24 protein-coding genes and 1 tRNA gene are annotated in these 26,573 nt (G+C 62.7%); 9 read left to right on the forward strand and 16 right to left on the reverse strand.

The annotated features are described in order from the left end of the window. Positions 1–64: 64 nt before the first annotated feature. From E2A64_RS06565 to mdoH, 7 genes are all read left to right on the forward strand, one after another. Positions 65–484 carry a hypothetical protein gene (locus E2A64_RS06565; RefSeq protein WP_133283586.1) on the forward strand — a complete coding sequence of 140 codons (420 nt, stop codon included), beginning with the start codon at positions 65–67 and terminating at the stop codon, positions 482–484. A 189-nt stretch (positions 485–673) separates the two neighbouring features. After that, positions 674–2,077 (forward strand): PepSY-associated TM helix domain-containing protein, encoded by a 1,404-nt coding sequence (locus E2A64_RS06570; RefSeq protein WP_133283587.1) that lies wholly within the window; start codon positions 674–676, stop codon positions 2,075–2,077. 37 nt (positions 2,078–2,114) lie between these two features. After that, positions 2,115–2,636, forward strand: coding sequence for a copper chaperone PCu(A)C (locus E2A64_RS06575; protein ID WP_133283588.1), 522 nt, complete (start codon positions 2,115–2,117; stop codon positions 2,634–2,636). A gap of 117 nt (positions 2,637–2,753) precedes the next feature. Then, on the forward strand, positions 2,754–4,367 hold the full coding sequence (locus E2A64_RS06580; RefSeq protein WP_133283589.1) for a GMC family oxidoreductase: 1,614 nt from the start codon (positions 2,754–2,756) through the stop codon (positions 4,365–4,367). A 356-nt stretch (positions 4,368–4,723) separates the two neighbouring features. After that, positions 4,724–6,274, forward strand: a complete 1,551-nt coding sequence (locus E2A64_RS06585) for an OpgD/OpgG family glucan biosynthesis protein (protein WP_133283590.1) — start codon at positions 4,724–4,726, stop codon at positions 6,272–6,274. Positions 6,275–6,297: 23 nt separating this feature from the next. After that, positions 6,298–6,525, forward strand: a complete 228-nt coding sequence (locus E2A64_RS06590; protein WP_158285702.1) for a hypothetical protein — start codon at positions 6,298–6,300, stop codon at positions 6,523–6,525. After that, positions 6,526–8,301, forward strand: coding sequence for a glucans biosynthesis glucosyltransferase MdoH (gene mdoH, locus E2A64_RS06595; RefSeq protein ID WP_133283592.1), 1,776 nt, complete (start codon positions 6,526–6,528; stop codon positions 8,299–8,301). Positions 8,302–8,379: 78 nt separating this feature from the next. Here the strand turns inward: mdoH and E2A64_RS06600 are convergent, their stop codons facing one another. The 12 genes from E2A64_RS06600 to E2A64_RS06655 all read right to left on the reverse strand — a co-directional run bounded on the left by E2A64_RS06600 (position 8,380) and on the right by E2A64_RS06655 (position 23,115). Further along, positions 8,380–9,849, reverse strand: coding sequence for a mannitol dehydrogenase family protein (locus E2A64_RS06600; protein WP_133283593.1), 1,470 nt, complete (start codon positions 9,847–9,849; stop codon positions 8,380–8,382). A gap of 79 nt (positions 9,850–9,928) precedes the next feature. Then, the gene (locus E2A64_RS06605) at positions 9,929–10,702 is read right to left on the reverse strand and encodes an L-iditol 2-dehydrogenase (protein ID WP_133283594.1); all 774 of its coding nucleotides are present in this window, start codon (positions 10,700–10,702) and stop codon (positions 9,929–9,931) included. Continuing rightward, complete coding sequence (locus E2A64_RS06610; protein ID WP_133283595.1) at positions 10,699–11,715, reverse strand: ABC transporter ATP-binding protein; 1,017 nt, start codon at positions 11,713–11,715, stop codon at positions 10,699–10,701. The genes E2A64_RS06605 and E2A64_RS06610 overlap by 4 nt, the downstream gene beginning before the upstream one ends. 10 nt (positions 11,716–11,725) lie before the next feature. Next, positions 11,726–12,556, reverse strand: a complete 831-nt coding sequence (locus tag E2A64_RS06615; RefSeq protein ID WP_133283596.1) for a carbohydrate ABC transporter permease — start codon at positions 12,554–12,556, stop codon at positions 11,726–11,728. Between the two features lie 13 nt (positions 12,557–12,569). Beyond that, a complete protein-coding gene (locus E2A64_RS06620; RefSeq protein ID WP_133283597.1) occupies positions 12,570–13,442 on the reverse strand; it encodes a carbohydrate ABC transporter permease in 873 nt (290 codons plus the stop codon). Positions 13,443–13,576: 134 nt separating this feature from the next. Then, complete coding sequence (locus E2A64_RS06625; protein WP_133283598.1) at positions 13,577–14,890, reverse strand: ABC transporter substrate-binding protein; 1,314 nt, start codon at positions 14,888–14,890, stop codon at positions 13,577–13,579. Between the two features lie 186 nt (positions 14,891–15,076). Continuing rightward, positions 15,077–16,033: a sugar-binding transcriptional regulator gene (locus tag E2A64_RS06630; RefSeq protein WP_133283599.1), complete on the reverse strand. Its 957-nt coding sequence runs from the start codon at positions 16,031–16,033 to the stop codon at positions 15,077–15,079. 265 nt (positions 16,034–16,298) lie between these two features. Beyond that, complete coding sequence (locus E2A64_RS06635; RefSeq protein ID WP_133283600.1) at positions 16,299–16,976, reverse strand: HAD family hydrolase; 678 nt, start codon at positions 16,974–16,976, stop codon at positions 16,299–16,301. Positions 16,977–17,081: 105 nt separating this feature from the next. Then, positions 17,082–20,303: an efflux RND transporter permease subunit gene (locus E2A64_RS06640; protein ID WP_133283601.1), complete on the reverse strand. Its 3,222-nt coding sequence runs from the start codon at positions 20,301–20,303 to the stop codon at positions 17,082–17,084. Then, the gene (locus tag E2A64_RS06645) at positions 20,300–21,301 is read right to left on the reverse strand and encodes an efflux RND transporter periplasmic adaptor subunit (RefSeq protein ID WP_133283602.1); all 1,002 of its coding nucleotides are present in this window, start codon (positions 21,299–21,301) and stop codon (positions 20,300–20,302) included. The genes E2A64_RS06640 and E2A64_RS06645 overlap by 4 nt, the downstream gene beginning before the upstream one ends. A 298-nt stretch (positions 21,302–21,599) precedes the next feature. After that, a complete protein-coding gene (locus tag E2A64_RS06650; protein WP_133283603.1) occupies positions 21,600–21,809 on the reverse strand; it encodes a hypothetical protein in 210 nt (69 codons plus the stop codon). Between the two features lie 148 nt (positions 21,810–21,957). Then, positions 21,958–23,115 (reverse strand): DSD1 family PLP-dependent enzyme, encoded by a 1,158-nt coding sequence (locus tag E2A64_RS06655; RefSeq protein WP_133283604.1) that lies wholly within the window; start codon positions 23,113–23,115, stop codon positions 21,958–21,960. A 185-nt stretch (positions 23,116–23,300) separates the two neighbouring features. Here E2A64_RS06655 and E2A64_RS06660 point away from each other — a divergent pair. Next, a tRNA-Pro gene (locus E2A64_RS06660) sits at positions 23,301–23,377 on the forward strand. 227 nt (positions 23,378–23,604) lie between these two features. On the opposite strand, the gene E2A64_RS17810 is transcribed toward E2A64_RS06660, so the two are convergent. The 4 genes from E2A64_RS17810 to E2A64_RS06675 form a co-directional block, all read right to left on the reverse strand. Next, positions 23,605–23,775 (reverse strand): hypothetical protein, encoded by a 171-nt coding sequence (locus E2A64_RS17810; RefSeq protein WP_158285703.1) that lies wholly within the window; start codon positions 23,773–23,775, stop codon positions 23,605–23,607. 13 nt (positions 23,776–23,788) lie between these two features. Then, positions 23,789–24,283, reverse strand: coding sequence for a BON domain-containing protein (locus E2A64_RS06665; protein ID WP_133283605.1), 495 nt, complete (start codon positions 24,281–24,283; stop codon positions 23,789–23,791). 104 nt (positions 24,284–24,387) lie between these two features. Next, complete coding sequence (locus E2A64_RS06670; RefSeq protein ID WP_133283606.1) at positions 24,388–25,158, reverse strand: class I SAM-dependent methyltransferase; 771 nt, start codon at positions 25,156–25,158, stop codon at positions 24,388–24,390. Positions 25,159–25,328: 170 nt separating this feature from the next. Beyond that, entirely contained in the window at positions 25,329–25,682 is a 354-nt protein-coding gene (locus tag E2A64_RS06675) for a hypothetical protein (protein ID WP_133283607.1), read from the reverse strand. Between the two features lie 113 nt (positions 25,683–25,795). Between E2A64_RS06675 and E2A64_RS06680 the strand changes: the two genes are divergently transcribed. Then, positions 25,796–26,569 carry a MipA/OmpV family protein gene (locus tag E2A64_RS06680; RefSeq protein WP_158285704.1) on the forward strand — a complete coding sequence of 258 codons (774 nt, stop codon included), beginning with the start codon at positions 25,796–25,798 and terminating at the stop codon, positions 26,567–26,569. Positions 26,570–26,573 lie beyond the last annotated feature (4 nt).

A 26,573-nucleotide genomic window follows, 5' to 3' on the forward strand; every position in this document is an offset into this window, starting at 1 on the left:
ACGCAGACAGCACCACGCAATTCCGACTTGTTCCATCCAGCGACGCGAATTATAGAATTTCCTCATGCGCAGGCATTCGCACATAGCGCCGGGGCGGGCGATATTTGCGGGCGGGGGGCTTCTCCTCGTCCGGCTCATGGTCGTCGTCGCACTGGCTTTGACCGCCTTTGCCCACCGCGCAGCGCCCGTCAATGCAGCCCCGGCGACAAATTTCCTCGCCTATGCCCTGCCGGACGGCTCGCTTCCAGTCATCTGTCTGACCGGCACTGGCGAGAAAGATGGCGACCATCACCAGGGGAATGCGGCCTGCGAATTCTGCCGCATCGCCGGTGCGATTGCCATTGCGGTTCCGCCCGCTCTCCATGGTGCCCCGATCGACGCCGCAAAGCGTGTCTCTCCCGTCACGTTGGCAAGTCTTCTTCGGGGCGAACCTGCCTTCTGGCCCGCCGCGCCGCCGCAGGGCCCTCCAGCTACTGTCGCCTGATCTCCCGGTTTCCGGTCGTGCTATGATACCCGTTCGGGGTCGATGACGCGCCCACTCCTTTCGTTCCCGTGCCGATCGGCGTCCGGATGCGACGGGAAGGAAATCCGGTGTCCGCCGAAGGTCATCCGCCTTCGGTCCCCGGTAATCCGGTGGGTCCGCAAATCCGCCGGCACTTCACGACAGGCAACAATGTCAGACATCTCGGGCGATTTCTCCGTTTCAGACGCGGGCGGGAAAACAAAGGCCTCCACATCACGCTTCTATGCAGCCGCCTGGCGCTGGCATTTCTATGCCGGTCTCTTCGTGGCGCCCTTCCTCGTCATGCTCGCCGTCACCGGCCTGATGATGCTTTATTCTTCGGTCCTTTCGGGGCGCGACGGCGAGAAGATCCACGTCGTGCCCGCCGCGCCGGAAATATCAGTCGCCGCCCAGGAAGCCTCGGTTCGCGCAGCCCATCCCGGCGGCTCGCTCGTCGAGTGGATCGGCAACCGTACCGACGACACGGTCTCGGTCTTCCGCATCGCCGAGGACGGAGCGCAAATCATGGTCGCGGTCGATCCCTATACGGGGCTGATCGTTCAGGAATGGCCGCGCCGCGACAGTCTTTATGATTTCGCCGAAACCATTCATGGCACGCTCATGGCCGGCACGCTCGGCGACCGGCTGATCGAGACGGCGGCGGGTTTTGCCATCGTGCTCACCATCACCGGCGTCTATCTCGCCTGGCCGCGCAAGTCGCGCCGGACCCCGGCAAGACCCTCGCCGCGCGAGAAGTGGAAGCGGTGGCACAGGGTGATCGGCCTTTGCGCCGCACCGCTTCTCGTTGCCTTCCTGCTGTCCGGCCATTCCTGGACCGGTATCTGGGGCGAGAAGTTCGTGCAGGCCTGGAGCACTTTCCCGGCGGAAAAATGGGACGATATTCCACTGTCCGATGTCACTCACGCCTCGCTCAATCACGACGGCATCAAGCATGTGCCCTGGGCGATCGAGCAGACGCCGATGCCGGCTTCGGGGTCGGCCGCGGGAAGGGCCGGGCTTGCCGAAGGCGTCGAGCCCAGCCTCTCGTCTCTCGTCGCGCTCGGTCGCAAGCTCGGTTTCTCCAAGCGCTTCCATGTCAACTATCCGTCCGGCGAGACCGGGGTCTGGACGCTGTCGCAGGATTCGATGAGCAACGACAATGCGGATCCGACGAGCGACCGCACGGTCCATGTCGATCGCTACACCGGCAAGATCCTCGCCGATATCCGTTATCAGGACTATTCCGTACCCGGCAAAGCCCTGGCCGTCGGCATCGCGCTGCACGAAGGCGACATGGGCGTGATCAATATCGCCGTCAACACGCTCTTCTGCCTGTCGATCGTCGTGCTCGCGGGAACCGGTTTCGTCATGTGGTGGAAACGTCGTCCTTCGGGTGGCTTCCGTCTTGCCGCGCCTCCGGTCCCGTCGAACATGCCCGAATGGCGGGCTGCCACCATCGTCATGCTGTTCACCGCGATGCTCTTCCCGCTGGTCGGGCTCACGCTTCTTGCGGTGCTGATCCTCGATTCTCTCGTCATCTCACGGCTGCCGGCGCTCCGGCGGGCGGTCAACTGATGTTTCAAATCCCACATTCAACCAAAGGAAAAGACTCATGAATAAGCTTCTGGCCGCCGTTCTGGCGTTTTCCGCAATGGCCGGCATCGCCCAGGCCCATGACTTCACTGTCGGCGATCTCGCCATTCATCACCCCTGGGCCAAGGCCACCCTGCCCAACCAGCCCGTCGGTGGCGGCTTCATGGAGATCACCAACAACGGCAGCAAGGCCGACCGCCTGGTTTCGGGAAAGGCCGATTTCGCAGGGGAGGTGCAGATCCACGAAATGTCCATGAACGACGGCGTGATGAAGATGCGTCAGCTCGCAGACGGCATCGAGATCGCGCCGGGTGAGACCGTCAAGCTCGAGCCGGGCGGCCTGCACATCATGTTCATGAAGCTCACAGAGCCGCTCGAGGAAGGCGAAATGAAGGCGGCCACGCTGAGCTTCGAACATGCCGGTGACGTCGCGGTCGAATTCGCCGTCCAGTCGCCGAAGCCTGCCGATGGCGCCATGGATCACTCGAAGATGGATCATTCCAAGATGGAAGGGGACGCTCACGCCGATCATTCCAAATGATCGGCCAGCCTTGGCGAACCGATCCTCGAAGCCGCGTGTCATTACGGCTTGTCTTGCCCACCCGAGGGCGTAGTCTCCTCCCGTCGCATTTCGAAAGCGTGCGGCGGGAGGAGAGCCTTGGAATTCGATTATGTGATCGTCGGCGGCGGCTCCGCCGGCTGTGTCATGGCCGCACGGCTGGCCGAAAATCCCAGATTGAAGATATGTCTGGTCGAGGCGGGCGGCTCGGGGCGCCAGCTTGCCATCCGCATGCCGCTGGGTGTCGCCGGAACGGTACCCGCATTTCCCTTCTTCCGCTTCGCCAACTGGGCCTACGAGACCGAGCCGCAGGCCGGCCTGAACGGACGCCGCGGCTATCAGCCGCGTGGTCGCTGTCTCGGGGGATCGAGCGCCATCAACGCCATGCTCTACACGCGCGGCCATCCCTCCGACTATGACGGCTGGGCCGCCAGGGGCTGCACCGGCTGGGGCTGGGAGGATGTGCTGCCGTGGTTCCGCTTTTCAGAGCGCAACGAGCGTGGCACGGATGCCTATCACGGTTTTTCGGGCGTGCTTCAGGTCGGCGATCAGAAACAGCCCCGTTCCATGAGCAAGGCCTTCATCGCCGCCGCAAGGGAAGCGGGCTATCCGCTCAACGATGATTTCAATGGCCGGGTACAGGAAGGCGTGGGGCTTTATCAGGTCACACAGTTCTTCGACGGCAAGAAGCGCGGCGAGCGCTGCTCGGTGGCCGCCGCCTATCTTCATCCACGCCTGGACTGGCCGAACCTTCATGTCATAACCCATGCGCATGCGACCCGTATTCTCTTCGAAAACAGCCGTGCGACCGGGCTCGAATTCCGTCGTAACGGCACGAATCGGATTGTTAAGGCGCGGGCCGAAGTGATTCTGTGCGCAGGCGTTTTCGGATCGCCCCAGTTGCTCAAACTATCGGGCATCGGTCCTGCCGACGAACTCTCGCGGCACGGTATCCCGGTCCTTTCGAATGTGCCGCAGGTGGGCGAAAACCTGCAGGACCACGTCGATTTTGTCATGAACTTCCGGACATCGAGCACCGAGAGCGTCGGCTACGGCTTTCGCGGGGGATGGCGTCTCGCCACCGAAGCCGTGAAGTGGTGGCGAACCGGGGAGGGGCTGTGTGCCACGCCGGCCGCGGAGGCCGGCGGGTTCCTCAAGTCGCATCCCGAACTCGACGTGCCGGACCTGCAGCTCCACTTCACCGTGGGCATCGTCGACGACCATTCGCGCAAGTTCCATCCGGGCTACGGCTATTCCGCGCATGTCTGCGTGCTTCGACCGCATTCGCGCGGTTCGGTCATGCTGGGAAGCGCCGATGCGGCTGACGCACCGAGGATCGATCCCCGTTTCCTGTCCGACGAACGCGACGCGCTGACACTGATCCGGGGCGCTGAAATCCTCCAGACGATCATGCGCGCCTCCACGATGGCTCCCTACGACAAGGGTGAGATCCACGGCCAAGATCGGATGCGGGGCGCCGAATTGATGGACGCCATCCGCAGCCGGGCCGATACGATCTATCATCCGGTCGGCACCTGCCGCATGGGAAGCGATGCAGTTTCGGTCGTCGATCCCATGCTGCGATTGCGAGGTGCTGAGAATGTGCGAATTGTCGATGCCTCCGTCATGCCCAGCCTCATTGGCGGAAACACCAATGCCCCGACAGTCATGATTGCCGAGAAAATTGCGGGCGAAATGAAGTACAACCTGTGAGGCACCCCGCGCAGGTTGTTCACAGAAAACAGATAAAAGTCAGTAATTTATCCGATTGTAACCAAAGCTTACCGGGCGTATGAGCCTTTTTGGCAGGGGATACGGAATCTGCCCCAAATTTTCCGTATTTTCAGGCAGGAACTTTTCTCGCGCATAAGCGTTTCGGCAGTGCACAATGGTTTCGACCGTTGGCGTACGCGCCTGCCGCATTGTAAGACGTTTTCGTGAGTGACTGACGTAAGGATTGTTTGATCTTGGATTCCTTTAATTCGCGATGGGACGGCACCGCGCCCCAGTCTCGTTTTTTTTGTCGCCGGAAGTTTCTTGCCTCGGCTTCTGCCGGCGTTCTGCTGGCCATGACCGGATCTTCCCACGCGCAGGATGCAGCGTCGGAGAATGCGGATGCGGACGACAAGCTGATGCCGGCTGCGGATGGCTCGCAGCCCTTCAGCTTTGATCTGCTGACCGATGAAATGCGTCGCAAGGCCGGTGAGGATTACAAGGAACCGGCCAAGGTCGGCGGTTTCCTTTCCGAGCTGAACTATGACCTCTATCGCCTGATCCGCTTCAACCCGTCCCGCGCCCGCTTCGCCGATGTGCCGCGCAGCCATTTTCAGCTTCAGGCCTTCCATCTCGGCTGGCTGTTCTCCAACCCCATCACGCTGATGGAGGTCGAGGGCGATCGCGCCAGGCCGATGAAGTTCACCACCGAGGATTTTCTCTACCAGCGCGAGGCCCAGGGCAAGCTGCCGGCCGACTGGGAGCTTCCCGGTGTCGCAGGCTTCCGTCTGCACAGCCCGCTCAACCGCCCCGACATCCTCGATGAGCTGATTGCCTTCCAGGGAGCTTCCTATTTCCGGGCGCTGGGCCGCGGTTCGACCTACGGCCTTTCGGCTCGCGGTCTGGCCATCAACACCGGCACCTCGGAACCGGAGGAGTTTCCGGTTTTCACCAGGTTCTACATCGAACGTCCCGTTTCCGGCGACATCTCGATCAACATCTATGCGCTGATGGACAGCCCCTCGCTGACCGGCGTCTACCGCTTCGTCATCACCCCGGGTGAGGCAACCACGATGGACGTGACCGCGCGCCTTTTCCTGCGTTCCGACATCAGGGAGCTCGGCGTGGCGCCGCTGACCTCCATGTATCTCTACGGCGAGCGCAATCGCGAGAAGTTCGACGATTACCGTCCGCGGGTTCACGACAGCGACGGCCTGATGATCGAGGACCAGAACGGTACCCACATCTGGCGTGCGCTTTCCAACCCGAGCCGGCTTGCATCGAGCTATTTCTCGGAGACCAATCCGAGGAGCTTCGGCCTGTACCAGCGCGAGCGTGAATTCGACCACTACCAGGACGCCTCGGCGGCCTACGAGCGCCGTCCGTCCCTTCGCGTCGAGCCCAAGGGCGACTGGGGCAAGGGTGTGGTGCGCTTGGTGGAGATCCCGTCGGATCTCGAGATCAACGACAACATCGTCGCCTTCTGGATTCCCGAGCGGGACGGCAAGGCCGGCGATGCGCTCGAATTCGAATATCGTCTTTCCTGGGGCGATCTGCCGCCGCAGGAAGATGGCGATCTGGCTTACGTGCTGGCAAGCAGAGCCGGCAGCGGTGGCGTGTCCGGCGTCGAGAACACCGAAGGATTTCGCAAGTTCGTGGTCGACTTCAAGGGTGGTCCGCTCACCAACCTGCCCGCGTCCGAAGCCGATCACATCAGGCCTGTTGCCACTGTCATCAACGGCAAGATCGAGCATGAGACGCTTACGCCAATCCCGGAGGAGGGGGTTTGGCGCTTCGTGATGGATATTTCAGCGGAAAGTAATGCAACCGTGGAACTTACCGCCCGTCTCGAAGGTTACGAACGAAAGCTCAGTGAAACCTGGGCGTATCAATGGATCAAACCGTGACATTCAAGGAATCTCCCATGTCCATGAACATGCCACTCAGCCATGACCAGTTTGCAGTGAAAAACGTCCGCTCCGACGAATTCATGACACCGGCGGAATTGATCTCCGGTCCCTGCGCGCTTCCCGAAGCGCCGCTCACCATGCCGCGCCAGGAACTGGAGCGCGAGCATTCGCTCGGTCGCCGGGTCGTCAAGGCGCTCAGGCTTCAGGCCCGTCGCCTGCCGCTCGGCTCGCCCGAACGGAGCGTCTGAATGGGCGGCATCGGCCTCTGGGGTCTGCGAAGCGCGGCGGTTGCCTTCTCGCTCCTGACCGCTGCCGGCGCCTTCATACTCTTTCTGCAGTTCGGCGGCGCGGATGGCATCGATACGCTCGATGTCGTCCGTGCGCTGCTGATCTTCATATCCACGCTGTGGCTCGCCTGGGGCGCCGCTCTCGGCCTGATCGGCCTGACGACGACCGCACGTGCGCCGGAATATGACCGCTCGCGCCCCATCGAGCGCAAGACGATCATCCTGATGCCGGTCTATAACGAGGATCCGGTCGCGACCTTCACCCGGCTCGCGGCAATGGAAAGCTCCCTGCGTGCTACCGGCACCGCTGCCGACATCCACTTCGCCGTATTGTCCGATACCCGCAGGGACGATATCGCCCAACGCGAGGAGCTGCTGTTCGCCAAGCTCGTGGCCGAACATGACGGCATCGGTCGCTTCTTCTATCGCCGCCGTGCCGACAATACCGGCAAGAAGGCCGGCAATATCGAGGATTTCATCACGCGGTCCGGCGGCGCCTATGACTATGCGGTCATTCTCGATGCCGACAGCCTGATCGAAGGCGAAACCATCCTCGAAATGATCCGTCGCATGCAGGCCGATCCGAAGCTCGGCCTGCTGCAGACGCTTCCCAAGATCGTCAATGCGAGCTCGCGCTTCGGTCGCGCCATGCAATTCTCGGCGTCATTCTTCTCGCCGGTCTTCTGCCGCGGCCTTGCGATGATGCAGGGGCATACCGGCCCGTTCTGGGGGCACAATGCGATCGTGCGCGTCAAGGCCTTCGCCGAATCCTGCGGCCTGCCGGCCCTGCGCGGCGAACCGCCTTTCGGCGGCCATGTCCTGAGCCATGATTACGTGGAAGCGGCACTTCTGGCCCGCGCCGGCTGGACGGTGCGCGTCGACGACGATCTTGAAGGCTCGTTCGAGGAAGGCCCCGAAAACATCGTCGATTACGCCAAGCGCGAGCGCCGCTGGTGTCAGGGCAACCTGCAGCACGCCCGGATCATCGGGGCGCCGCGGATCCGCCTCTGGTCGCGCTTTGTCTTCGCACAGTTAATCATGGCCTATATCGCGCCGCTCTTCTGGCTCGGGTTCATCGCAGCATCCGTCATGGCGCCGGCCTTCGTCGCGGAGCCCGATTATTTTCCCGAACCCAACTGGCCTTTCCCTTACTTCCCGCCCTCCGAGGCCTGGAAGGCAGTCGGTCTTTTCATCGGTGTTTTCGGTCTTCTGGTCGTGCCGAAACTGCTGATCGCGCTCAAGGCGTCGATCACCGGCCGGGCCCGGGGTTTTGGCGGAGCGGCGGATGCCTTCGCCTCGACCGTTCTCGAACTTCTGTTCACCTCGCTTCTCGCCCCCGTGCTTCTCATGTACGCGACCCGTTCGGTCTGGCAGGTTCTCTCCGGCAGCGATGGCGGCTGGCCGTCCAACAATCGCGGTGACGGCCGCCTGACCTATGAGGAAAGCTTCCTGGCGTCCTGGTGGATCACCGCGATCGGTGCCGGCGGTCTGGCGATCACCTGGCAGTTCGCTCCGGTCCTGTTTCCCTGGCTCCTGCCGGTCGGCGTCCCGATGATCCTCTCCGCCATCATCCTGCGCTGGAGTTCGCTGCCCGCGCGCACCTCGATGATGCAGGTTCCCGGCGACACCAATCCGCCGGCAATTCTCGCCCTTCACGACCGCTATCTGGCCGCCTGGGAAGGCCGGCCGGAGGGCCCGGATCCCGAGGGCGAGGGGCCCGAACTGGCAATCGCCTGAGTTCGCCTGAAAGACACCGGCAAACGAAAAGCCCCCGGTTCGGAAACCAGGGGCTTTGTCGTCTTATGCGCTGTCGCGTCAACCCTTGATATACGCTTCCAACGTGGCGCGCGTGCCGTCCGTCCAGATGGCCTTAAGCGCCTTCGCGAAGGCTTTGCGGAAGGTTTCGTCCTCTCCGAGCGCACCGTAGATATCGTGCATTGCCAGCCAGGCGTCGGGATTGGACCTGGCCTCCAGGGCCGTGGCCTTGAGCCGCTCGGCATGCACGTCGTCGATCATGTGCGTGCTTCCGTCTTCACCGGTTCCGGTGCAGTAACGGCACCAGAGAGCGGATTCGAGAGCCAGCCCGTTGACGCTTTCACCTGCTTCAAGCCGGTCGGCGACCGTCGGCAGGATGAACTTCGGCTGACGGTTCGAACCGTCGAGGCAAAGCCGCGCGATCGTGTCGCCGAGTTCGGCATTGGCGAAGCGCTCGGCTATCTTGTGGTAGTAGTCGGTCAGGCTGACCCCCGGAATTTCCGGAACCGTCGGGATCATCTCCGAGAATTCGAGCTTTTCGAGAAAGCCGGTGACCAGCGGATCCGCCATGCCTTCATGGGCGTAGGTGTGTCCCAGGAGGGCGGATGAATAGGCGATCACGGCGTGTCCGCCATTGAGGATGCGCAGCTTCATCAGCTCGTAGGGCGCGACGTCCTCCACGAACTCGACGCCCACATCCTCGAGTTTTGGCCGTCCTTGCGGAAACACGTCTTCCAGCACCCACTGACGGAAGGGCTCGCACACCACGGGCGCCTTGTCATCGAGATTGAAGGTCTCGTTGACGAGCTTGATCTCGCGGGGGCCCGTGGCCGGCGTGATGCAGTCGACCATGCCGTTGGGAAAGGCAACATTGTCCTCGATATAGGACGCAATGTCGCCGCCCATCTGGCTTGCGAGCCCCATCACCGTGGTCTTGGTGACGTGTCCATTGCCCGGCAGGTTGTCGCACGACATGATCGTGAAAGGCGGCAGGCCGGCCTCGCGTCGCTGCTGCAGCGCGGCGATGATGATGCCGAAGACCGTTTTCGGGGTTCGAGGATTGTTGGCATCAGCCACGATTTCCGGATGGCTCGCGTCGAAACTGCCGGTCTTGGCGTCGATGAAATAGCCGCCTTCGGTGACCGTCAGCGAAACGATGCGGATCTCGGGGCGGCTCATCGTGTCGATGATCGCCTGCGGATCGATCGGCGCGAAATCGATCATCGAACCGACGATCGTGGCCGAGAAGCCCGCCGGGTCGAGTTCCATGACGGTCGTCTGCCAGTCCTGCTGCTCCAGCCGGTCGCGCATCGATGCGTCGAAGGACTTGATGCCCGCGCCGATGATCGCCCAGTCATGGTCGCGGCCGGTGTTGAACAACCGGTGCAGATAGTGGGCCTGATGGGCGCGATGGAAATTGCCGACGCCGATATGCACGATGCCGGCGCTCAACCGCGAGCGGTCGTATTTCGGGCGCGAAAGCGCGTTCGCGGGCGAAACGCCTTCATCGGGAGCAAGCTTGTGGATCATTTTCGACCCCTTCCTTTTGGCGGCGGCCGACCGGCCGTCACGCTCTTTCGGTCATTGCGGTTCTGCCCTGTTGCCGGGCTCAGCTCATCCAGTTCCCGCCATCGACATTGTAGGTCTGTGCGACGACGTAATCGGCTTCCGGCGAGGCGAGGAAAATCGCCATGCCCGTCAGGTCCTCGGCAGTTCCCATTCGGCCGAAGGGGACGGCTTGACCCACTTCCTTCTTCTTCTGGCCGGGTGCCTTGTTCTCGTATTTGGCGAAGAAGGCGTCGACACCGTCCCAGTGCTCGCCATCGACCACGCCCGGTGCAATGGCGTTGACGTTGATGCCGTGCCTGATCAGATCGAGCCCTGCCGACTGGGTGATCGAGATCACGGCCGCCTTGGTGGCGCAGTAGACGGCGACGAGCGCTTCGCCCCGGCGGCCTGCCTGGCTTGCCATGTTGATGATCTTTCCGCCCTTGCCGCGCGCAATCATCGATTTTGCCGCAGCCTGCAGGGTGAACAGCGTGCCCGCGACATTGACGGCGAACAGCTTGTCGTAATCGGGCCGCTCGATTTCCACGATCGGCGCGGCGGAGAACAGCGCTGCATTGTTGACGAGAATGTCGATGCCGCCGAAGGCCTCGTCGGCTGTCCGGATCGCCTCGTCGATCGAGGACTGGTCGGTCACGTCCATGCGGACGGCGATGGCGGCATCGCCGATATTGCTTGCCGCCTTCTTCGCGCGGTCGAGATCGATATCGGCGATCACCACCTTTGCCCCTTCACGGACATAGGCTTCGGCGAATTTCAGTCCGATACCGCGCGCCGACCCCGTGATCAGCGCGGATTTGCCTGCGAGCCGTTTCATCGGATGGCCATTCCACCCTTGTCGAAGCGATAGATGCGATCTTCGGACAGGGCTTCGACGGTGATCTTGTCGTTGACCTTTGCTGGATTGTCGCCGTCGGCACGGACGGTGATGGTGCCGCGATCGCCGTCGAGATGCACGTGCATGAACGTGTCAGAACCCAGATGTTCGATCACGCCCACCGTACCGGTCCATCCGCTGCTCGTGGTCGCCCCGTGGATCACCCGCAGGTGCTCGGGTCGCACGCCGATCGTGTGCGCGCCGTGCTTTGCGGCATCCTCGCCTTCGAGGAAATTCATCTTGGGCGAGCCGATGAAGCCGGCGACGAAGAGGTTGTTGGGGCTGCGGTAGAGATCGAGCGGCGAGCCGACCTGCTCGATATTGCCCGCGCGCAACACCACGATCTTGTCGGCCATGGTCATGGCTTCAACCTGGTCGTGGGTGACGTAGATCATCGTCGTCTTGAGCGACTGGTGGAGTTCGGAAATCTCGAGCCGCATGTTCACGCGCAACGCCGCATCGAGGTTCGACAGCGGCTCGTCGAAGAGGAAGGCTGCGGGTTCGCGCACGATGGCGCGGCCGATGGCGACGCGCTGGCGCTGGCCGCCCGAAAGCTGGCCGGGGCGACGCTCGAGATAGTCGGTCAGATTGAGGATGTGGGCGGCGTTCTTCACCTTCTCCTCGATCTTGTCTTCCGGCATCTTCGCCATCTTGAGCGGGAAGGCGATGTTCTTCTTCACGCTCATGTGCGGATAGAGCGCGTAGGACTGGAACACCATGGCGAGCCGCCGGCGTGCCGGAGGCAGTGCCGTGGCGTTCGTCCCGTCGATCACGATGTCGCCGGAGGTCACATCCTCGAGACCCGCGATCAGGCGGAGCAGGGTGGACTTGCCGCAGCCCGACGGTCCGACGAAGACCACGAACTCTCCATCCTCGATCTCGAGGTCGAGCGGCGGGATGACCTGGGTATTGCCGAAGGCCTTGGTGACCTTTTCGAGTTTGATCTGTCCCATGTCGAACTCCTTATTTGACGGCGCCGAAGGTGAGGCCGCGAACAAGCTGCTTCTGGCTGAACCAGCCAAGGATGAGGATCGGCGCGATCGCCATGGTCGAAGCTGCGGAAAGTTTTGCGTAGAAAAGGCCCTCGGGGCTGGAATAGCTGGCGATGAACGCGGTCAGCGGGGCGGCCTTGGCAGCCGTCAGGTTGAGCGTCCAGAAGGCCTCGTTCCAGGCGAGGATGACGTTGAGAAGGAGCGTCGAGGCGATACCCGGCACCGCCATCGGGGTGAGCACGTGCACGATCTCGGCCCAGAGCGTCGCGCCGTCCATGCGGGCCGCTTCCAGGATTTCGCCCGGGATCTCGCGGAAATAGGTGAACAGCATCCACACGATGATCGGAAGGTTGATGAGCGTCAGCACGATCACCAGCCCGAAGCGGGAATCGAGCAGACCGAAATCGCGGAACAGCAGGTAGATGGGGATGAGCACGCCAACCGGCGGCAGCATCTTGGTCGACAGCATCCACATCAGCACGTCCTTGGTGCGCTTGGCCGGCACAAAGGCCATCGACCAGGCGGCGGGAATGGCGATGACGAGGCCGAGCAGCGTCGAGCCGAGCGAGATGATCACCGAATTGTAGAAGTGCAGGAAGTAGTTCGAGCGCGACTGCACTTCACGGTAGCTGTCGAGCGTCCAGTCGAAGAACAGGAAGGAAGGCGGCGAGGCGATGGCCTCGGCTTCCGTCTTGAAGCTGGTCAGGATCGTCCACAGGATCGGGAAGAAGATCAGGAAGCCGATCGCCCATGCGGCGATGGTGACCAACCATTTGCGGCTCGTGGGAACGCGTCTTGCCATGTCCGTTCCTCCCTCAGATGTCCAGGTTCTTGCCGATCATCCGCATCAGGAAGATCGCAACGATGTTGGCGAGAATGACGGCGACGATGCCGCCCGCGGAGCCGCTGCCGACGTCGAACTGGAGAAGCGACTGGGCATAGACGAGATAGGTGATGTTGGTCGATGCCGTGCCCGGACCGCCATTGGTGGTCACCAGGATCTCGGCGAAGACCGAAAGGAGGAAGATCGTCTGGATCAGCACCACCACGGTGATGGCGCGCGTCAGATGCGGCAGAACGATGTGGAAGAAGCGCGCGAACGCACCGGCGCCGTCCATTTCGGCCGCCTCGATCTGCTCGCTGTCGAGCGACTGCATGGCGGTCAGCAGAATGAGCGTCGCAAACGGCAGCCATTGCCAGGCGACCATGATGATGATCGAGGTCAGCGGCGCATGGGAAAGGAAATCGAAGGGTTGCAGCCCGACGGCCTTGGTCAGGAAGGCGAACAGACCGTTGACCGGGTTCATGAACATGTTCTTCCACACCAGCGCCGACACGGTCGGCATGACGAAGAACGGCGCAATCACCAGGATGCGCACGATCCCTTGGCCGAACATCGGCTGGTCGAGGAGGAGGGCCAGGAGAATGCCGCCGATGACGGTGATCAGCAGCACCCCGCCCACGAGCAGAAGCGTGTTGGTCAGGGCCGCGAAGAAGGCCGGATCAGTCAGGAAGTAGCTGTAATTGTCGAAGCCGATGAAATCTTCCATCCCCGGCATCAGCAGATTGTAGCGCAGGGTCGAGAAGTAGAGCGTCATCGACAGGGGAATGATCATCCACGCCAGGAGCAGAAGCACCGCGGGCGCGATCATGAAACGGGCGGCGGTTCTCGAGTGAGCGGTGGCCATCGTCATCATCCCCATTGGTCAACCGGTCCGCCATTGAGGCCAGACGCGCGGTCGGACGAAGTCGGTTCGATAGAAAAAGCGAAGTGGGAGAGGCCGGCCGGAGTGTGCAAACCGGCCTCTGCCCTGGAGGAGACTTACTTGATGTAGCCAGCCTTGGTCATCTCACGTTCGCTGAGCTGCTGGGCGCTCTGGAGCGCCTGCTCGGCCGAAACCTGGCCTGCCAGCGCTGCGGAGAACTGCTGGCCCACCGCGGTGCCGATACCCTGGAACTCGGGGATCGCCACGAACTGGACGCCGACATAAGGCACTTCGTCGACCGTCGGATTGTTCGGGTCGGCCGCCTTGATGGATTCGAGCGTCATCTCGGCGAAGGGGACCTTCTTGTACTCCTCGTTCTCGTAGAGGGAAGTACGGGTGCCCGGAGGCACGTTGGCCCAGCCTTCCTTCTCGGCGACGAGCTTGGTGTAGTCCTTCGAGGTCGCCCAGGCGATGAACTTCTTCGCCGCATCGACCTTCTGGGAACCGGCCGGGATGCCCAGCGACCATGCCCACAGCCAGTTGGCGTGCTTTTCGACGCCTTCCTTGTTCGGGGCCAGCGCGAAGCCGACCTTGTCGGCCACGGTCGAATCATCCGGGTTGGTCACGAAGGACGCAGCCACGGTGGCGTCGAGCCACATGCCGCACTTGCCCTGCTGGAACAGCGCCAGGTTTTCGTTGAAGCCGTTGTTGGAAGCTCCGGGCGGGCCGTAATTGTTCATCAGGTCGAGATAGTCGGTGAGAACGGCCTTCCACTCTTCGGTGTCGAACTGGGGCTTCCAGTCCATGTCGAACCACTTCGCGCCATAGGAGTTGGCCATGGCGCCGAGGAAGGCCATGTTCTCGCCCCAGCCGGCCTTGCCGCGAAGGCAGATGCCGTAGACTTCATTGTCCTTGTCGGTCATGGCCTCGGCGGCCTTCTTGATGTCGGCCCAGGTCGGTTCCTGCGGCATTTCCATGCCGGCCTTTTCCATCAGGTCCTTCCGGTACATGACCATCGAGCTTTCGCCGTAGAAGGGAGCGGCATAAAGCTCGCCGTCGACTGTCAGACCGCCGCGGATGGCGGGCAGAAGGTCGTCGACATCATAGGCTTCGGGCAGGTCGTTGAGGCTGACGAGCCAGCCCTGCTTGCCCCAGATCGGAACTTCGTAGGTGCCGATGGTCATGACGTCGTACTGACCGCCCTTGGTGGCGATGTCGGTGGTCACGCGCTGGCGGAGCACGTTTTCCTCGAGCGTCACCCACTCGAGTTCGATGTCCGGATTGGCCTTGGTGAATTCGTCCGTCAGCTTCTGCATCCGGATCATGTCGCCATTGTTCACGGTGGCGATGGTGAGTTTCTCGGCCTGTGCGGCGGAAACAACGGCACACATCGCAGACGCGCCGAGAAGGGCGCGAACGAAAGTCTTCATGGTATCCTCCCAAAATCCCTCAAAGGGCATTCGCTTACGTTGGGCATTTGCCTAACTGGCGGGCGAATATTCACAAAGCCGCGTGTCCAAGTCAATCACCGCATACCGGGAAATCGTCGCTGCACTGCAGCGACTGAAAAGCATTTGCGCGTAAAATCAGGTATTTGAGCTGGGGAATTCTTTTGCTCAGCTCTCGAGCAGAAGCTCTGCCGTGTGCTCGTTGGTGATCAGGGTGTTGATCAGCTTGCCGCGCATCGCCCCCAGAATGGCCTGAACCTTCGCTTCTCCGGCGGCGATGCCGACGACGGGGTTCGCCGGGTTCACCATCAGCGGCGAACTCGCCACCCGATCGTTGACCAGGCCATCGATCAGCTTGCCCGCGGCGTCATACACCCAGCTGGTGATCTCGCCCACGGCCCCGGCGCGGTCGAGCGAGCGGACATCGTCGCGGGTCAGGAAGCCGTCGACGAAGAGGGGGGCCGTGAGCCCCATATTGCCCACGCCCACAAAGGTGACGTCGGCCTGGCGGGCGAGTTCGAGGATATTGTGCACCGGCTCCTGGTTGTGGAGGATCTTCTTCTCCTCGGCCGAGCGTGCAAAAACCGGAAGCGGCATCGGGTAGTGGCGGGCATTGGCCCGTTCGGCCATGCGGATGACGACGTTGTAGGCGGTCGCCGAGCCGTCCGACATCATGTTGCCGAGCAGCGAGACGATGCGGTGCTGCGGGCAGTCCATCGGCGGAAGCTGCTCCACCGCCGAGCGCAGCGCCCGGCCGGTGCCGATGGCGATGATCTTGGGGTGGTGCGATTTCAGATGCCGTTCCATCTCGACGGCGCCCACCTGCGCCACGCCGGTCATGGAGTTCGGCGCATCCGGGTCGGACGGAACGATCTCGCAGCCCAGCAGCCCGAAGCGCTCCTTGAGCCGCATCGACAGTTCCATGCATTTGGCGATCGGATGGTCGAGCCTTACCTTCACCAGCCGTTCGGTGACGGCGAGCGAAACCAGGCGCTGGGCGGACTGACGCGAGACGCCGAGCTTGCGGGCAATCTCGTCCTGGGTATTGCCGGCGACGTAATAGAGCCAGCCGGCGCGTGCCGCATCGTCGAGGCGACTTGCCTCGCCATCAGCTTTTCCAGCCATCTCCTGCCTCCCTCGTTTCCCCGCCTATAGCGTTCCGGCGTTGCCCCTGATGTCAAGCCCGGCGTGTTGCGTGGGGTTTTGAGCCCGCTGCCGGATGCTTGGCCCCATGTCCTCGAATACCTCCAGTCAGGCAGTCGCGGCTTCAGGACGATTTCAGTGCGTATGGCACCGATTTTTCCGTTTATCCACTCAGCGAGAGCATTTTTGTCCGGGGACCGTGAACACGCCGGCGACGGCGCCAGGAAGACGATTTCGGGAATGGGTTTCAGGTCGAGGTCTCGAACAGGGCCGGTTCGAATCCGGCGAGTTCATGCCAGTCGCTTATGCGCATCACGCCGCTGTCTGGAACCTCATGGCCGCGCAGATGCTTGCCGCCGGTATAGTGGTAGCATCGCATGCCCGCGCGTCTGGCGCCCTCGATGCCGGGCGCGGAGTCCTCGATCACCAGGCAGCGTTCGGGCGTCACGCCCATTGTCCGGGCGGCCAGCAGGAAGAGGTCAGGCGCAGGTTTGCCGTTTTCCACCTGGGAAGCTGTGAAGGTATTGTCGCCGAAATGGCGGTCCAGGCCGGTGATCTCCATCGATCGCGTGAGCCGCCGCCGGGTCGAACTCGTCGCAACGCAGGAAGCGACCTTCAATCCGGCCAGGATCTCGCGCACACCCGGCGTGGTTTCGAGCTCCGTCTCGAAGGCCTTGAGCAGTTTGCCGCGGTAGCTTTCCTCGAACTCCTCGCCCAGCGACAGCCCGTAATTGATCCGGATGTCGGCGACGACCTTGGGCCAGCTGCGGCCCAGGAAATTGGCCTGGAAATGGGCGAAATCGACGCTCACGCCGACGGTCTTCAGCAATGCCAGAAGCACGCGCGCGGAAATGATCTCGCTGTCGATGAGGACACCGTCGCAGTCGAAGATCACCAGCTCTACAGGGGGCGTCGGGCTTGCCATGGGACGGCGAACACTCTCTCTCCTCGACCGTCCCTGAACAGAGGAGGGGCAGGGCGGCTCCGGCCTGTTCTTGCCGGTTAAGCCGCCCCATTGTCAATCAGCCTCTCAGGTCCTGAGGACCCGGTAGATCGCCGGTATGACGAGCACCGTCAGAAGTGTCGAGGAGGCGAGGCCGAAAAGAAGCGAGATCGCCAGCCCCTGGAAGATCGGATCGGTGAGGATCACGCCCGCCCCGATCATCGCGGCAAGCGCCGTCAGAAGGATCGGCTTGAAGCGGATGGCGCCGGCCTCGACCAGAATATCCGTCAGGCTCCGGCCTTCATGGTCGGCATGGCGGATGAAATCGACGAGCAGGATCGAATTGCGAACGATGATGCCCGCAAGCGCGATGAAGCCGATCATCGAGGTGGCCGAAAACGGCGCGCCGAACAGCCAGTGGCCGCCGAGAATGCCGATGAAGGTCAGGGGTATAGGCGTCAGGATGACGAGCGGCACTTTGAACGATCCGAACTGCGCCACCACGAGGATGTAGATCCCCAGAAGAGCAACGCCGAAGGCGGCGCCCATGTCGCGGAACGTCACCCAGGTGACTTCCCATTCGCCGTCCCACAACAGCACCGGCGCGTTTTCGTCGGCGGGCTGGCCGTGCAGCCTGATCTCGGGTTTGTCGAGGCCGGTCCAGTCCTGCGCGTCGAGCGCCTCCTGCACCGCCAGCATGCCGTAGAGCGGTGCTTCGTAGTCGCCCGCCAGTTCGGCCATCACCAGTTCCGCCGGCCGGCCATTGTGCCGGAAGATCGGGAAAGAGGCGCGCTCTTCGCTGACATGGACGACGTCACCCAGCTCCACAACCCCGCGTCCGCCAGGCAGAACGTTGGCGGGAATCGGCGTGGTCAGGAAATCCTCGTCCACCACCCGTTCGCCCCTGGAGCGTTCGAGCCGGATGGCGATCGGCTGGCGGCCGCCGCCACGGTGCGAATAGCCCACGGTCCGGCCCTGGTTGAGGATCGCCATCGTGTCGAACACGTCGCCTTCCTCCACCTTGTAGAACTCGGCGTCGTTAGTCGAGATGGTGGCGCGCAGGCGTCGGGCCGGCTGCCCCCACGAATTGTCGGTGTCGACGATGAAGGGCACCGACAGGAAGGCAGCTTCCACTTTCTCGGCGACAGCGCGCCGGCTTTCGGGATCGGGCCCGTAGATCTCGGCCAGAAGCGTTGCCATGACCGGCGGACCGGGCGGGGGCTCGACGACCTTGAAGACGGTGCCGTCCGGCACCGGAATGTCGGCGAGCCGCGCGCGGATATCCAGCGCGATCTCATGGCTCGTCCGCTCCCGGGCATTCTTGGGGGCGAGGTTGAGTGCCACGTCGCCGACAAAACTGTCGGTGCGGAAGAAGGAATGGCGAACCAGCCCGTTGAAGTTGAACGGCGCAGCGGTTCCGGCATGGGTCTGCGCGGACAGAACCTCGTCGAGCGTCAGCGCCTTCTGCGCGACTGCTTGCAGCACCGCGTCGGTGGCTTCCACCGCGGTCCCCTCCGGCATGTCGACGGTCACCTGAAGCTCCGACTTGTTGTCGAAGGGGAGCAGCTTCACCGTCACGTCCTTCGTGTAGAAGAGGGTGAGCGATCCAAGCGTCAAGGCACCGACGAGAAGCAGGAAAAGCCAGGCGCGCGTCTTGCTGGCGAGAATGGGGGTCGCCACCGCGCGGTAGGCGCGGCCCAGTGCGCCGCCGGCATGAGCGCCGTCGTTCCCCGCGCCGTGATGCAGCTCAGCCTTGCCGGCGACCTTCAGCATCAGCCAGGGCGTGACCATGACCGCGACGAAGAAGGAGAACACCATCGCCGCCGAGGCGTTCGCCGGAATCGGGCTCATATACGGCCCCATCATGCCGGAGACGAAGAGCATCGGCAGCAGCGCCGCGACCACCGTGAGAGTTGCCACGATCGTCGGGTTGCCGACTTCCGCCACGGCCTGGATAGCGGCGGACTGCCGGTCCCTCCCGTCCTTCATCCCCCAGTGCCGCGCGATGTTCTCGATGACCACGATGGCGTCGTCGACGAGAATGCCGATCGAGAAGATGAGGGCGAAAAGGGACACGCGGTTGAGCGTGTAGCCCATCACCCGCGAGGCGAAGAGCGTGAGCAGGATCGTGACGGGGATCACCACCGCGACCACCAAGGCTTCGCGCCAGCCGATCGCAATCCAGACCAGCGCGATGATCGACACCGTCGCAAGGCCGAGGTGGTAGAGCAGCTCGTTGGCTTTCTCGTTGGCCGTTTCGCCATAGTCGCGAGTGATCTCGACGGACATGGAATCCGGGATCAGCCGGCCGTCAAGCGCTTCCACCCGTTCAAGCACGTTGTGAGCGACGCTTACGGCGTTGGATCCGGCCCGTTTGGCGAGTGCGATGGTGACGGCCGGGACACGTATGGTCGCGCCGTTCTCGCGGCGGATTGTCGAAACGATATGCTCCGAACTGTCAGGCGCCAGCTCGATCGACGCCACGTCGCGGACATAGACCGGGCGACCGTCGCGGCTCGTGATCAGCAGATTGCCGATCTCGGCCGGTGCGAACAGCGTCTCGCCTGCCATGAGTTCGATCTGGGCGCCGTCGTCGCGCACCTGGCCCGCCGGGAAGGCGCGGTTGGCGCCGGTGACCTTTTGCGCGAGTTGCTGCAGCGTCACGCCGTAAAGGGCAAGACGTTTCGGATCGGGCGAGATGCGGATGATCTCGTCGGTCTCTCCCACGAGATAGGTAAGTCCCACATCGTCGATCTTGGCGAGTTCGGTGCGCAATTCCCGCGCCACGCGCGAGATGTCGGCTGCCGTCACCTCGGTATCGGATGCGTTTTTGGGGGTGAGCGTTAGCGTGACGATGGCGACGTCGTCGATACCGCGCCCGACGATCAGCGGCTCCGGAATGCCGACCGGAATGCGGTCGAGATTGGCGCGTACCTTGTCGTGGACGCGCAACACCGCCGAATCCGCCTCGGTACCGACGATGAAGCGTGCGGTGACCAGAACCTTGTTGTCATGGGTCTGCGAATAGACGTGCTCGACGTCGTTGATGCCCTTGACGATTGTTTCAAGCGGTTCGGTGATCAGCTTCTCGGCGTCGGCTGCGTTCAGCCCGTCGGCGCGAACCTGGATATCCACCATCGGAACGGAGATCTGCGGCTCCTCCTCGCGCGGCAGCGTCATCAACGCCACCAGGCCGAAGGCGAAGGCGGCAATGAGAAACAGCGGCGTGAGCGGCGACTTGATGAAGGCACGGGTCAAGGCGCCGGCGATGCCCAGGCCGGGGCTCTTCGATGCGTCGGGCGTGGTCATGGCACGATCACCCGGTCCCCGGCCGATAGGCCGCTGAGGATTTCGACGAGCCCGCCCTGTCCGGCGTCGGTCGTCTCGACCGCTCCTCCGGTGACGACCACGCGTTCGGCGGTCCCCGCGCCGGTGTCCACCGTCACGAAGTCGAGGCCGTTGCGGCTGGCAATGGCCGATTGCGGAACGGTGAGCGCCTGCCGGTCGCCCACAGGCACGTCCACGAGCACACGCGCATCGACGAACCGGGTGGAAAGTGCTTCCACCTCCACGTCAGCCGTGACGCGGCCGCCCTCGATCTGCGGATAGATCCTGGCGAGCGTGCCGGATTTCTCGCCGGTATCGGTAGAGATGCGGATCTCCGCACCCTCGGCCAGCATCGGCGCAAGCCGTTCCGGCAGCGCGAGCCGCAGGAAGAAGCCGCCGCCGCCGATCGTCGCCACCGCTTCGCCGGGCATGATCACGGCGCCGGGGGTGACCGGCACGGAGAGAACCTTGCCGGAGACCGGCGCCAGGATCTCTCCCTCGCTCTGCTGCTGTTCGAGAACGGCACGGTTGGCCCTGGTCGATGCAATCTGGTTGCGCAACACGTCGGACTGGGTGGAAAGCTGGTCGAGCCGCTGGCGCGTGACCACACCTTGCGCGATCAGCTTTTGCGCGCGGTCGAGTTCGGTGTCGGCGGTCTTGAGCTGGGATTCGAAAGCGGCGAGCTGGCCATCGAGAGCCTCGATCTGGAAACTGATCTTGTCGTCGCGCACGAGCCCGATTGCCTGGCCTTCTTCGACCTCGTCGCCTTCGGTGATGGTCAACTCGACCACGACGCCGCCGATACGGGCCCGGGCAGGGGCGACGTCGCGGGTCTCGACACTGCCGTGGACGGCCTTCCACTCCGTCACGCTCACAGGGGCAAGCGTAATGGTTTCCGCAAGTGCGGGCGCGCTGCAGGACAGGCTGCCCGCGTAGAGAGAAAGTCCCGCGGCTAGAGCGGGTGCCAAACGTGATGTCATATCATCCAACCCCGAACGGCGTTTCGCTTCAGAGCGGCCGTTCATCACCGATACTGCGTCGTTTTCTAATATCAACGACCATTTATATTGATGTAGGTGTATATGCAATGCCCGATAGTCAAGACCCGCTCCCGCGAGTGCTGCCGGGATGCGGCAAAGCCGAAAGCCCGGCCAATTGAAGCTGGCCGGGCGGAGATGCTTTGAAAAGCCGGGTCGTTCAACCTGATGTCAGCGGGAAACGGTCAGGGCTTTGGAACTTTGGTCGGACCGGGCCCCATCGAGGCAGCCCGGATATCCGTCAGGCCGGGGTGCCGGCCTCGTTGATCTGTGCGCCTGGCTCGTGCGATTCGATCATCGCATCGGCCATGAGCACGCGCAGCTGGCCCATGGGCTTGCCGCAACCGGAGCAATTGACGATCTCGAACTCGGGAATATTGCCGACGATCGTATTCTGTTTCTGGCAGCGGTGACAGGAAACGGAAAGGGCAGAGTATTCGTATTCAGACATGGACTCACCTCCATAGGGGCGGTGGAGCGTAACCGAAGCTATGGCTCATTAAATGCATATATTAGTATTTCTACGATTATGAGTGTATCAGCTTTCCGGCACCTTGGATATAGCCGTGCAGAAGTCGGATTGCAGCACGAAAATCGGGTCAGAAAGCCTTGCCGCGCGCGGTTACCGGCCAGATCGTTTCCACCCTGCCGTGGCGCATGACGACATACCAGTCGTGCAGATTGCAGGTGGGGTCGCAATGGCCCGGGACGAGGCGCAAACGGTCGCCGACGGCCAGATGCCCGTAGGGATCGGTGAGGGTGCCGTGTTCGTCCGAGGCGGAGACATAGGCCACGTCGTCGCGGTCGTGGACGAGGGGAAGGCCGCTGTCGACCGATTGCACCTTGAGCCCCGCATCGCAGACCGCGCGGCCGGCGCTTGAGGTGCTCATCACGCTGGTCAGAAGAAACAGCGCCTGGTCAAAATCCTGGCAGCGCCTGCCACTTTCGTCCTCGATGCGGGCGTAGTCGACATCCATGAAGGCATAGGAGCCGCATTGCAGCTCGGTATACAAGCGCGAGCCTGCTTCGAAGGCGTAACTTCCTGTGCCGCCGCCCGTCACCCTCGGACATCTGATGCCGTTGACCCTCAGCATCTCGACTGCGGCATTGGCATGCTGGATCGACTTGATGGCGGCCGATCGCCGGTCTTCGTAGCTCACGATGTGTTGCATCATGCCGTGATAGGCCTGCACGCCGCCGAAATCGAGGCGGTCGGCGGCAACGATGGCGCGGGCGATTTCGAGCAGTTCCGTCAGAGTGCTGACGCCGCAGCGCCGGCCTCCGGTTTCGAATTCGACAAGGCAGGTGATCGTCGTCTCATGCCGGACCGCGGCCTCCTGGAGCTGGGTGACGGCGTCCGGATCATCGACGCAGACGGAGATCTTGGCACCCTCGGCGCAAAGCCGCGCCAGCCGGTCGATCATCAGGGGATTGCGGATTTCGTTTGAAATCAGGATGTCGGTGATGCCCGCCCGCACGAAGGCTTCCGCCTCGCTGACCTTCTGGCAGCATATTCCGGTAGCTCCGCCGATCTCCATCTGCAGACGCGCAATGTCCGCCGACTTGTGCATCTTGCCGTGCGGCCGCAATTTCACGCCGCTCCTGCGGGCAAAATCTCCCATCGTCCTGAGATTGGTTTCGAGTCTGTCGAGATCAATCACCAGGCAGGGGGTGACGATCTCCTCCTGACGCATGCCAGGCAAGGCCGGAATGTCGTATCCGACCGTCAATCCATCGAGGAACTTGTCAATTTTCATGCCTGGGCCTCCGGAGCCGGATTCCCTGCTTTGACGCGAGATTCGCTGGGTTGCGGGCACTATGCGCCCTTTTCCCGCGCCATGCAAAGCCGGGTCTTCCGGCGTGGCCATGCCCAATTGTATCAAAACCCGCATGAGGGGGCTTGATGAACGGAAACGGGGCGGCTATACGGACGCCGCTGGATCGGAGCGTAGCGCAGCCTGGTAGCGCACCTCGTTCGGGACGAGGGGGTCGGAGGTTCGAATCCTCTCGCTCCGACCAGCCAGCAAAACCCGCCTCGGCGGGTTTTTTCGTATCTGCCGGTCGTGCGCCGGCATTTCCACTCAGACAGCTGCGTCTATGCATTGAATTCTCGCATCGGGAGTTCAGCACACTAAACGAATGCCGCGTCACGCCGTTCCGTCAGGCCGGTGGTTTGTTTTGGCCGCCGTCCCCTCGGCAGGACGGCGATGGCGCGCTCGACGCCTCTTGGGGTGGGATGCCATCGATCAGCCCGCAAGCAGGGCGAAAGCTCCGGCAAGGCAGATGATGGATATGCCGGCGACCAGCAGCGACCACATGAGCCGCCGCCTGGCCGTCACCTCGGTCTGGCTTGATGCCGCCGCCGGAAAGACCTGCGGCATCCGCCGGCCGAACTCCGAGGGAATCCGGCGTTGCATCTTCTCTCTCCTCCTACTCGGTGACGTCGGACGGAATGTGGGTGTCGACCCCTGAGAGGATGATGCCGTCCGTCACGTTCCTGACGCCCGGCACGGCAAGCGCCACGCGGAGAAGCTTGGCCTTGTCCTCGTCGGAATCCACGCGTCCTGCAAGTGCGGCGATGCCGTCGCGGACGGTAATCGTGACGTCATGGTCGTCGAGATCGTTGCTCTCATAGGCGAGGGCGATCTGCTCGCCGATGGCATCGTCCTCGATGATGGAATCCTCGTCCTCGGGGAATGGGGATGGGCCACCGGTGCTCTCGATCGCCGTATTGCTCGAGATTTCGGCGCCCGGGACCTCGGACTCGTCGAAATTGCTTTCTGAATTGCCATAGCCGACATTGGCCGCCTTCTTCTCGCCGTCCTCGTCCGAATAGGGCCACCCCTCTTCGATCTCGCGGGCTTCGTAATCGCGATAGTCTTCTTCACGGGAAAGGGCGGAGGGGTCTCGTTTCGGTCTCGCCATGATCGGGCTCCTTCTTGTTCTTCGATGGAACAACGATTGGCTGCCGATTTGGTTCGACGGGAGCGCTCTTATTTGGCTGGCCTCAGACGCCTATTTGGCTGGCCTCAGACGCCGCCGGGACGATAGAGATGAAGGCCCGTCTGGCGTCCGTCGCCGAGTTCGATGGTCCGCTCGGGTTCGACATCGGGAACCTTGAAGCTGTTGGAAACGAACAGTGCGCCCGGTTTCATCTCGGACGTCGCCTTGGCGTGGAGCTTGGCCATGGGGGCGGGGGACAGGAAGCAATAGACGATATCGTAGCGGCTGAGATCTTCCTTCCACAGGCTCCGGTAAGCCACTGAGGCGACTCCTCTTCCCCGTAAAGGCAATAGCCGCAACCAGGCCAGTGCGAAGACCAGCGGCGCGGTTTCCACCCCCGCTACGGCAAGTCGCGGATGGCTTCGCTTGAGCGATGCGAGAACGCTGCCGGTGCCGCAGCCGAGGTCGACGAAAGATGAGGCTCCGCTCTCGGTGACAAGTCTGGCGAGCGCCTCGCGCGTCTTCCGGTTGGTCAGATAGAGCGGCACCTGCTCAGATGGGGCGTTCCATGAGACGAGCGCGATGGCGGCGAAGGCGAGAAGATAGATCCAGGCCGGAGCGGCGCCGCCATAGACGAGGCCGACCGGAAGAAGAAGCTGCACCGGCAGCCAGATGAGCCGGAGACGCAGCAGAAGGCCTATCGCGGCGGCACCGATTGCCTGCGCCGCGACGATGGCCGCGACGTTTCCGGACGGAACAATCGATAGTCGAGCCGCGCCGATCAGCAGGGCGATCATCAATCCCTGCGATACGGCCACCTTCAGCCAGTCGAGAATTTGTCTCTGCCACCGTCCCATGGATCGTCTTTAACGAGCGACGTTCCCAAAAGCGACACTGCAGATAAAGGCCGGGCAAAAGAAAAGCCCCGGCGGGCCGAGGCTTCACATGTCTTGTCGCGCCGTGGCCTGGCTCGGGGGCAGGGCAACCTCGCCCGCAATCCGTGGCTCTCGGGCCTCAGGCCTAACGCCTAACGCTCGTTGTGCTTGTTCTCTCCGCGGCCCGGTTCGCCGGCATGTCCGCTCGATGTCACCGCAACAGGGTCGCTGGCCGGAAAGGTATCTTCCAGACCTTCGTTGAGTTCGTCCTCATCGTCTTCGCGCTCTTTCAAGGTCTTGAGTTCTTCGCGCGCGGCGGTCTCCGCCATCTCGCGGGTCGAATAGACAGGTGAATGGCGATTGTCGATCACGAAGCTGTAGCCGTTAAGACGCTGTTCGATTTCGAAATTCTCTTTGCTCATGACAATACTCCCGTTTCCAGGCAAAACGCTTTTCGGCGGGAACCGTTCCGTGATCGGGTCGAGTTGCGGGAATGTCACAGCCATCGTCCTTCCCCGCGCCGAGCGAGCGATTTCCCGCTGCATTTGCAGACTGGAAACGACTTTTGCCCCACATTGCGCCTGCGCTGAAGAATTGCATGCACAGTGGGATATCCTCGATGATCAAGCCGCTCCGTTCCGCGAGCCTCGCCCTCGCACTTCTCCTTCCTGCCACGGCCCATGCCCAGGACAGCTACGGACAGGCGCCCGGCATCGATTTCGAACTGGGTCTAGGTGCAGGCGTTTCGCCGGAATATTTCGGCTCCAGCAGCTATATCCTGTCGCCCGTTCCTGTCATTCGCATTCAGCGTCTGACGCTGCCCAATGGCCGGACCTTCGGCGGCGGCCCGGAGACCGGATTCTCGATTGGTCCCTCGTTTGATTTCATCGGCAAGCGTTCGGCTTCCGATCATCCGGTTCTCGCCGGCCTCGACACGGTCGATGCGGCCGTCGAGCTTGGCCTGAGCGCCAGCTACACGTTCCAGAACCTGCGTGTGTCCGGCGACATCCGCCACGGCTTCGGCGGGCATCACGGAATTCGCGGCGAAGTGGGCGTCGACGCGCTCTTCAAGCCGACCGAAAAGCTTGCGATCTATGCAGGCCCGCGCTTCGGCTTTGCCGATGACGAGTTCACCAATACTTATTTCGGCGTCTCGGCGGCGGAAGCGGCGGTCTCGGCCTTCCCGGAGACCGCGGTGGATGGAGGCCTTCTGAGCACCGGCCTCGAAGTCGGCGCGCGCTACGATTTCAACGATACATGGGCCGCCGAGAGCAAGGCGAGCTGGAGCCGATTGCAGGGCGATGCGGGGGATTCGCCGATCACCGCGCAAGGGTCGAGAGACCAGTACGGCTTGTCGTTCGCGCTCATCCGCAAGTTCAGCATCGATTTCTGACGGG

Origin of the sequence: Pseudohoeflea suaedae, assembly GCF_004354915.1 — a bacterium.
GTDB lineage: Bacteria > Pseudomonadota > Alphaproteobacteria > Rhizobiales > Rhizobiaceae > Pseudohoeflea > Pseudohoeflea suaedae.